The sequence below is a fragment of the Intestinibacillus massiliensis genome (assembly GCF_900155735.1).
GTDB classification, from domain to species: Bacteria; Bacillota; Clostridia; order Oscillospirales; family Butyricicoccaceae; genus Intestinibacillus; species Intestinibacillus massiliensis.
Map to the genome: position 1 here is coordinate 193,948 of NZ_LT707058.1, position 2,340 is coordinate 196,287.

Genomic DNA, 2,340 nt, shown 5'->3' on the forward strand with positions numbered 1-2,340 from the left:
GGCGCACGCCGGGCGCAGCATCGTGCGCGCGCTGGTGCCCGCGGGGGAATTCCTCGATTACCCGGCGGAATTCGCGGCCTATACGCACGGGCGCGGCAGCCTGTCGGTCGCGCCGGGGGATTGGGCGCCCTGCCACAACACGGACGAAGTCGTCGCACGCTATGGCTACGAGCCTACACGCGACCTCGCGCACACGCCGGATTCGGTCTTTTGCAGCCATGGCGCGGGCTATCCGGTCAAGTGGGACGAGGCGCCGGCCAAGATGCACTGCCGCCCGCCCAAACCAACCTAACAGGAGGGGAACCGACATGAATATACAGATTTTCGGCAAGCCCAAGTGCTTTGACACCAAGAAGGCCGAGCGCTGGTTTAAGGAGCGCCGGGTCAAGTTCCAGGCCATCGACCTGCGCCAGAAGGGCATGAGCCGCGGCGAGTTCGACGCGGTGCGCCGCGCCGTCGGCGGGCTGGACGCGATGGTCGACCCCAAGGCGAAGGACGCGGCCTCGCTCGCCTACCTCGCCTACGAGGAGGACAAGGTCGAAAAGCTGCTGGAAAACCCGATGCTTTTGCGTACGCCGGTCGTCCGCAACGGCAAACAGGCCACCGTGGGCTATTGCCCGGAGGTCTGGGAGGGCTGGGAATAATACGGAACGTATATCGGAATAATAATATTACAGAAAGGCGTGATGCGATATGTATACTTTCATTTGCTACCCCAAGTGCACCACCTGCCAGAAGGCGCAAAAATGGCTGGATGCGCACGGCGTCGCCTACACGGTGCGCCATATCAAGGAGCAGAACCCGGCCGCCGATGAGCTGCGCGCCTGGCGGCAGGCGAGCGGCCTGCCGCTCAAACGGTTTTTCAATACCTCCGGCCAGCTTTACCGCGGCATGGGGCTTTCCGCCAAGCTGCCGGATATGCCGGAGGACGAGCAGTTCGCCCTGCTGGCCTCGGACGGCATGATGGTCAAGCGCCCGCTGCTGGTGGCGGACGACGGGACGGTACTGGTCGGCTTCAAGGAGGCCGAGTGGGCGCGCGCCCTGGGGGCGGAGGCATGACCATCCGTCCCTACGAGCGCATGACGCACTACTATGAGACCGACCGCATGGGCGTCATCCACCACTCCAATTACCTGCGCTTCTTTGAGGAGGCGCGCGTCGACCTGCTGGGGCAGCTCGGCTTCTCCTATGCGAAGATGGAGGAGCTTGGCGTGCAGATGCCCGTGCTCGAGAGCCAATGCGCTTACAAGAAATCGGTGGGGTTTGATGAGCGCATCCGCGTGCAGGTCGCGCTGTGCGAATACACCGGGCTGCGCGTCACGCTGCGTTACCGCCTGGAGCGCGCCGCGACCGGCGAAACCTGCGCGACCGGCGAGACCCGCCACTGCTTCGTATCGGGCAACACCTTCCGGCCGCTGCGCCTGCCGCGCGCCTATCCGGAGATTGACCGGGTGTTCGCCGCGCTGGCGGAGGGCTGGAGCGCCGGGGNGCAACGGCCAGTATGCCCTGCATGAGGCCGCAGAGCTGCTGCCGGTGGCGGGGTCGGTCACCCTGCTGACGGACGGCATGCCGGTCCCCGGCGGCCTGCCGGAGGGGCTGAAGGCCGACGGGCGCAAGTTGCAAGCCGTGGAGGGCGACAAGGCCGTGGCCGCCGCGCTCTTTGCGGACGGCGACAGCCTGCCCATAGCGGGCGTGTTTATCGCGGTCGGCGTGGCGGGCAGCGACGCGCTTGCGCGCAAGCTGGGCGCGCTGACCGAGGGCAACCGGATCGTGGTCGATGCGGATATGGCCACCAACGTGCCCGGGCTGTTTGCCGCGGGCGACTGCACGGGCGGCCTCAAGCAGATCGTCAAGGCGGTGCATGAGGGCGCGGTCGCGGGCATGTCCGCGGCGAAATATGTGCGTTCCCTCAAGTAAGCCGTAAACGGGACGGGTCCCCCAACCCTGCCCGGGTTTGGCTGGGGATGGTTGGGGATGGTTGGGACAGCGGAAAAGGCCTGCCGGCGGCAGGCCTTTTTTTACGCCCTTTTGGGGCGGGTTTGCGCCTTCCCCTTTACTTTTCCCCACGCATTTGCTATCCTATATTTAACAGGCATCCATGTAACCGGAAGGGGGCGCAAATGGTGTCTAAAAAGCGATTTTTGAGTTTTTTCCTGGCCTTTTCCCTGCTTGCAGCCCTGCTGCCGCAGGCGATTGCCGTATCGCGGACGGCGGTGGAATCGGCGGGCGCGCTGTATACCCTCGGCCTGTTCAAGGGCACGGGGACGCAGCCGGACGGCACGCCCGTCTATGAGCTTGCGCGCACGCCGACGCGCGCGGAAGCCGTCGTCATGCTCGTGC

5 protein-coding genes and 1 pseudogene are annotated in these 2,340 nt (G+C 65.4%); all 6 read left to right on the forward strand.

What is annotated here, in order from left to right:
• Positions 1–292: pseudogene (locus tag CZ203_RS07900) on the forward strand (translation elongation factor G); the annotation flags it as partial.
• Between the two features lie 16 nt (positions 293–308).
• A complete protein-coding gene (locus tag CZ203_RS07905; RefSeq protein WP_087065579.1) occupies positions 309–644 on the forward strand; it encodes an arsenate reductase family protein in 336 nt (111 codons plus the stop codon).
• A gap of 49 nt (positions 645–693) precedes the next feature.
• Positions 694–1,059, forward strand: coding sequence for an arsenate reductase family protein (locus CZ203_RS07910; protein WP_087065580.1), 366 nt, complete (start codon positions 694–696; stop codon positions 1,057–1,059).
• Between the two features lie 20 nt (positions 1,060–1,079).
• Positions 1,080–1,514: an acyl-CoA thioesterase gene (locus CZ203_RS07915; protein WP_200809457.1), complete on the forward strand. Its 435-nt coding sequence runs from the start codon at positions 1,080–1,082 to the stop codon at positions 1,512–1,514.
• A gap of 19 nt (positions 1,515–1,533) precedes the next feature.
• A complete protein-coding gene (locus tag CZ203_RS07920) occupies positions 1,534–1,917 on the forward strand; it encodes an NAD(P)/FAD-dependent oxidoreductase (protein ID WP_087065582.1) in 384 nt (127 codons plus the stop codon).
• 203 nt (positions 1,918–2,120) lie between these two features.
• A partial coding sequence (locus CZ203_RS07925) for a hypothetical protein (RefSeq protein ID WP_143436174.1) occupies positions 2,121–2,340 on the forward strand: 220 nt, incomplete at its 3' end.